This window comes from Microcystis sp. M_QC_C_20170808_M3Col (genome assembly GCF_007095505.1).
Lineage (GTDB): Bacteria > Cyanobacteriota > Cyanobacteriia > Cyanobacteriales > Microcystaceae > Microcystis.
Genome location: NZ_SFBY01000190.1, coordinates 1 through 5,801 on the forward strand (window position 1 = coordinate 1; position 5,801 = coordinate 5,801).

The 5,801-nt window shown below is 44.1% G+C and carries 7 protein-coding genes; 2 read left to right on the plus strand and 5 right to left on the minus strand.

Annotated elements, in window-relative coordinates:
• Positions 1 to 253: 253 nt before the first annotated feature.
• Positions 254 to 1,258, minus strand: a complete 1,005-nt coding sequence (locus EWV84_RS08410) for a sulfate/molybdate ABC transporter ATP-binding protein (protein ID WP_287077636.1) — start codon at positions 1,256 to 1,258, stop codon at positions 254 to 256.
• Between the two features lie 274 nt (positions 1,259 to 1,532).
• On the opposite strand from EWV84_RS08410, the gene EWV84_RS08415 reads away from it, so the two are divergent.
• The gene (locus EWV84_RS08415; protein ID WP_287077637.1) at positions 1,533 to 2,330 is read left to right on the plus strand and encodes a sulfite exporter TauE/SafE family protein; all 798 of its coding nucleotides are present in this window, start codon (positions 1,533 to 1,535) and stop codon (positions 2,328 to 2,330) included.
• A 10-nt stretch (positions 2,331 to 2,340) separates the two neighbouring features.
• Here EWV84_RS08415 and EWV84_RS08420 read toward each other — a convergent pair whose 3' ends face one another.
• Both EWV84_RS08420 and EWV84_RS08425 read right to left on the minus strand, forming a co-directional pair.
• Positions 2,341 to 2,775 (minus strand): YidH family protein, encoded by a 435-nt coding sequence (locus tag EWV84_RS08420; protein ID WP_002762666.1) that lies wholly within the window; start codon positions 2,773 to 2,775, stop codon positions 2,341 to 2,343.
• Between the two features lie 317 nt (positions 2,776 to 3,092).
• Positions 3,093 to 3,776, minus strand: coding sequence for a cadmium resistance transporter (locus tag EWV84_RS08425; protein ID WP_287077638.1), 684 nt, complete (start codon positions 3,774 to 3,776; stop codon positions 3,093 to 3,095).
• A 146-nt stretch (positions 3,777 to 3,922) separates the two neighbouring features.
• Between EWV84_RS08425 and EWV84_RS08430 the strand changes: the two genes are divergently transcribed.
• Positions 3,923 to 4,843: a LysR substrate-binding domain-containing protein gene (locus tag EWV84_RS08430; RefSeq protein WP_287077639.1), complete on the plus strand. Its 921-nt coding sequence runs from the start codon at positions 3,923 to 3,925 to the stop codon at positions 4,841 to 4,843.
• Between the two features lie 237 nt (positions 4,844 to 5,080).
• Here EWV84_RS08430 and EWV84_RS08435 read toward each other — a convergent pair whose 3' ends face one another.
• Together EWV84_RS08435 and EWV84_RS08440 are read right to left on the minus strand one after the other, a co-directional pair.
• Positions 5,081 to 5,371, minus strand: coding sequence for a hypothetical protein (locus tag EWV84_RS08435; protein ID WP_287077640.1), 291 nt, complete (start codon positions 5,369 to 5,371; stop codon positions 5,081 to 5,083).
• 221 nt (positions 5,372 to 5,592) lie between these two features.
• Positions 5,593 to 5,801: zinc ribbon domain-containing protein (locus tag EWV84_RS08440; protein ID WP_287077641.1), on the minus strand; the 209-nt coding region annotated here is incomplete at its 5' end.

Here is a 5,801-nt window from a genome sequence, read left to right on the forward strand (position 1 = left end):
GAAACGAGTAGGCTGTTTCCATGTCTCACATTTTAGCATATATTTGGTAAATGCGCTAGTATTTAACGGTAAAGCCGTCGTTCTACGACGGGGTTTCAGACCCAAAATTTTCGATGATGCGAAGCTAGTAGCAGCCATGTGCGTTCATGACCTTACACATATTCTGACCTTTAATGTTGACGATTTTAGCCGTTACCCGGAAATAATCGCTGTTCATCCTGCGACCGTCAGGTGCTAACAATAAGGGTGACTTTTAAGCAAAAACGCGAGCATCCCGAGGACGAACATAAACTTGCTCCCCGACTTGGAGGTGCAGTTGAGCCAGTTGTTCTCGATTCAGATGGGCAATCAGGAGAGAGCGATCCGGTAGAATTAATTCCACATCGATGGCCCAACCCAGATGGATAATGCGCTCGACTTTTGCCTCAATGCTAGACCCATTGGGAAAAGAGAGAATTTCTAGGTCGTGGGGACGAATGAAAATCTTGACTCCGTTAGTACCCCCTCCGAGCTGCTCGAACAGTGCAGCCGAGGTCGGTGGCAAAACATTCACCCGGCCAATAAAACTCATCACAAAAGCAGAGGCAGGATGATCGTACACCTGATCGGGAGTCCCCACCTGTTCGATTTTACCCTCATTGAAAATTACGATCTCGTCGGCCACTTCCATGGCTTCCTCCTGGTCGTGGGTGACAAAAACACTGGTGACATGAACCTCCTCGTGTAACTGCCGCAACCAAACCCTTAGCTCTTTTCTAACTTTGGCATCCAAGGCCCCAAAAGGCTCATCTAATAATAATACTTCCGGTTCCACCGCTAAAGCCCGGGCCAGGGCAACCCGTTGACGTTGACCCCCGGATAGTTGGGCCGGATAGCGATCGCCTAATCCCTGCAATTGAATTAAACTTAAGAGATTGTCCACTCGTTTTTGAATGTAGTTCGGGGCAGCTTTGCGAATCTTTAAACCGAAAGCGATATTCTGACGCACCGTCAGGTGTTTAAAAAGCGCATAATGCTGAAAAACAAAGCCAATATTCCTTTTTCTGACATTTAAATTGGTTGTGTCTTTGCCGTTGATGATAATTTTGCCTGTGTCGGGGGGTTCTAATCCTGCGATCGCTCTCAGGAGAGTGGTTTTTCCTGAACCAGACGGCCCCAGCAGTGCCACCAGACGATTCGATTTGATCTCTAGGTTGATGTTGTCTAAAGCGGTAAAGGTGCCGAATTTTTTCGATACTTGCTCGATGATGATGCTCACGGTGGGTAATCCTCTGGCAAAAAAATGTATAGGGTTTGACAGTATTTTAACTATGATTCAATCGCAATCGTATTAAAATACACTCATATTTTACAAGATAGCAAGAAAATTAAGTTTCGATTCGGAGATTACTGGTTGTAAACAGAGACTAAAAAGATTAAACAGCGATAAAAGCTTACTATTACTGTTTTTTGCTCTTTTAAAGGCTTAATTAACTAATTTTGTCCCTTAACGACCAGAAATGCACCGGAGAAAAGAGACAACTGAGGCAAAAATGGACTATTCTTTATTGACAATATTTAGCTTTTTTATCGGAATTGTCGTGGGATTAACGGGAATTGGCGGTTCATCCTTGATTACACCCCTATTGATCTTTGTATTTCAGGTTCCCGCTACCACCGCAGTGGGTTCCGATGTGGTAGCGGCCGGGTTGATGAAAGTGGTCGGCACTGTTCGTCACTGGCAACAGCAAACGATCGAGTTAGAAGTGGTAAAATGGCTAGTAATTGGCAGTGTACCCGGTTCTCTGTTAGGATTAGTCGGTTTTCGCTATTTTCAGCAGAATAGCTCCCTCAATCTCGATCAATGGTTGCCTCATATCATCGGTCTTGTCTTGATGATCGTGACTGTCCTAGCGGCCCTAGAACTACTAATCTCCTTATTTTTTCCCGATTTGTCCCCTTGGTCCTGGCCAAAATTAGATTTAACCACTCGATCGGGTCAGATAAAAACAACGGTATTAGGGGCAATTTTAGGCTATTTGGTCGGTTTAACCAGTATTTCCAGTGGTTCCTTATTTGCATTGGTCTTGATGACCTTTTTTCAGCTTGATTCTCGCAAATTAGTCGGTACAGATCTATCGCAAGCTTCCATCCTCTTAACTTGTACTTCCATCGGTCATCTGGGATTAGGAACGGTAGATTGGAATCTGGTACTTCCCATCTGGTTGGGTGGGATACCGGGGGTGGTAGTGGGAGCAAGATTATCGGAATATTTGCCCAAAAATGCCCTAAAAATACTGCTTTATAGTCTTCTGGTCACGGTCAGTTGGCGCTTACTCCAACCAACCTAATCCCCAGAGTTTACTCGAAAGTCATCATACTACCCATCAACAGATCGGGACTGGTGGCGACAAAATAGATAATTCCCGCACCGAGAATAACGATCGCTAAACTAAATAGTAGCACCCATCGATCGGCTGGTTCGTAGGTATCTTCATCTATATCTCGTCTGACTGTAAAATAATGGGCTGTGGTCAAAAATACGGTCAATAAACCCACTAAAGCAAACATTAAGCCTAATTTCCAGCCATAACCTGGCCGGGGAACCAGAGGAGGATGAAAGGCCCGTAAGCGCAGAATAACCATACCAAAACCCATTAATGCGATCGCTGTTCGCATCCAAGACAGATAGGTGCGTTCATTGGCCAGATGATCGCGGACTCGATTGGGATTGACTTTTTTCGGTTTAATGCTGGTCTTGCTTTCCGTCACTGGCGATTTGAGAAAAAATAACATGATCGAGATGGCTACGGTCAAGAAGATGATGTTATTGTATGGCACTTGAGTTATAGATGGTATTGAAAAAATCTAAAATCTCTTTTTAGATGTATTGGTATTGAATCAAAAATTAAATAGGGTCTGCTGAATAAATCTAAAAACATTGTTCGATAAGACTTTTAGACCTTTTTGAAATCCAAAAGTACTGGCCATTGGAGTGATCGAGGGGAAAATTCCGGGACTTTTTCCCTGAAAATGGGTAAAACCCTACAGCCTACAGCCTACACCCTACACCCTACACCCTGCCCCCACCAACAAACTTTTTGCCGCAAACCCTAAATAGATTTGGGTTGCTGCTGGAGAAGCGCCCATCCATAGCTTAAGGATAAGGCCAAGAAAGCGAGGGGAAGACTTTCCTTGATCATAAACACACCCAAACCGATCAGCACACAGGGGACAAAGTGGCTACCGTGACTGCTAATTAAATTAGCGATCGCCGGTAATTTAGTCAACTGATGAGCAGTAAAACACCAAACACCCACCAAGATCAGAAAAACGCTGACGATAGTGACTAAATTTGGCCAGGCATTACTAGCGAACAGAGGCAGATAAATGCCGATATTATCACTGCCATTGGCGATAGTAATTGCCGCCACAGCGCAGGTTTGAGGGGAAAACCAGGCCGCCAAAGGAGAAGACGGTGCTGATTCTACAGCCACCTCCAGATGATTATCCGTCTCGGTTTCTTCTCGCTGCCAGAGACTCCGAATTCCGAAAACCACCGGCAACAGGCCGAGAAAACGAATCCACTGAGCCGGAATCAAGAAACTCCCGAAAAAGCCGGTTAAACTAGCCAAAATCAGCAGTATAAAGCCTAAATACTGACCGATAACGATATGACGACGGCGAAAAAGTTTGTTGACTTGGGTAAAAAGAATCGTCAAAATCAGAATGTCATCGAGATTAGTGGCAATAAACGCCGCTATTGCTGTGGATATGGCAGTAATCATGGTAGTCATAGGATTTTTTTCTTAATCGGCTCTTCTGGTCTCGATCGCCCTACTTCTACTCTAGAAAGAGCCATTAATAAAATCAAATATTCTTTCTTGTTGATTTAATAAATTAAAATGATGGAAAGACCAATAGAGACAAAAAACCCATTGCCATGGCCAGAATGACCCTAGATCAACTAGAAATCTTTCTAGCGACTGCTGAACATCTCCACTTCACCAAAGCAGCAGAAGCTTTATATATCACCCAACCGGCCGTGAGTGCCGCCATTGCCTCCCTAGAAAGTGAATACGGGGTGAAATTATTCCATCGCGTCGGTCGTCACATCGAGATCACGGAAACAGGACGTTTATTGCAATTAGAAGCGCAACGCATTCTCACCCAGGTGGCTTTGACAGAAAGGGGATTGGCGGAATTCAACGACTTGCAACGGGGAGAACTGCAATTAGGATCGAGTTTGACTATTGGTAACTATTGGCTCCCGGCAAAAATTAGCGATTTTCAGGAGCGCTATCCGGCAATTAAGATCAATTGCACCCTAGCTAATACGGAAGAAATCTGTCTGGGTACGGCTAACGGACGTTTTGACCTAGCATTAATCGAGGGAGAAGTCAAGAGTGATTTAACACATTGTTTAGAACAGGAGATCGTCGGCAGCGATCGCCTATTAATTATTGTCGGACGTTCTCATCCTTGGTATAAAAGAGAAGCGATCGAATTACCAGAATTAGTCGAAACCCCTTGGGTAATGCGAGAATCGGGTTCGGGAACTCAACAAAGATTCGAGGAAGCGTTACAGAATTGGGGCATCGATTTACGGACATTAAAGGTGACTTTGCTGTTAAATACGGGAGAAATGGTCAAGGCAATCATCGAGAATAGTTTGGCAGCTGCCGGCATTTCCGAATTGATGGTTCAAAAAGAATTAGAATTAGGCACATTGCGATCAATTCGAGTCATCGATACTTCTGGTTTATACCCCCGCTATCTCGAATTTATGCGCCCTTTTTTAAAAATAAAACACCGTCAGCGCTTTCAACCCCGCGTCTGTCAAGTTTTCGAGCAGATGTTGTAATCTGATAGCAATCACCGAAAATTAACCCCTTTCCTTCTAGTCCTTATTACAGATTTTTGGAGATTTCTATTCTTTTTTTACTCTCTCCCTTCAATAATTTTAATTTCTTCCTCGCTTAATCCATAGAGTTTATAAACAATTAGATCAATCAATCAGTAAGGTGCGTTCCCCCTCGTCGATTAGTTGCATAGTCGGAGTTGCAGTGGGGAACGCACCCTACGAAATCTCTTGGTTCGTTTAGTCTAATTTAAACTCTGTAACATTGCCTTTCCCGTCAGTATTACAGTAACCAGAGACTTTTTTCTTCGGCACAGACCAATTGTAGCTTAATCCACCTCGGTTGATATCTTGGAGTGTTGTTTCTCCCGCATCAATAGAAGACTGAAGTGTTGCGCCGAGAGTCACATTAATATCGGACATCGAAACGTCGCTTCCCATATGGGAAACAACGGAATTTTTGCAATTGCGACCCCAAGCAGCAATACGAGCCTCAATTTTGGCATCGTCGTTGGCACTTCCCGGCTTCATCCAGGTTAACCCAAAAGAAACAGAAAAGAGCACAGTTAGGGTGGCGAGAGAAAGAAGTTTTTTCATGGCTAAAGTATTCGAGCAATCAATCTAATTTTGAAGGACACCGATTAGAATACCTCATAGAGCGTAAAATAGACCAGATTTTTTCCCGTCGCTTATTAATTATAGTTGGCTGATTGACATCCTCACCGCCGTAAACGGACGGTGATTCCCAAACCTCACGATTTGAGTTTCTGCTTCTTTCCCTTGCGGGGTTCCGCACCTGCCTTAACAGATTTACTCTGTTCTGGTCTTATGGTCGCGAACCGGACTGACACCGCAAGTCCTGCGGCCAAAATATTTTTACTAGCGTTAATATCTCGGTCATGGTGTGTCCCACAGTCTGGACAATCCCATTCTCGAATATTTAACGGCATTTTCTCAGCAA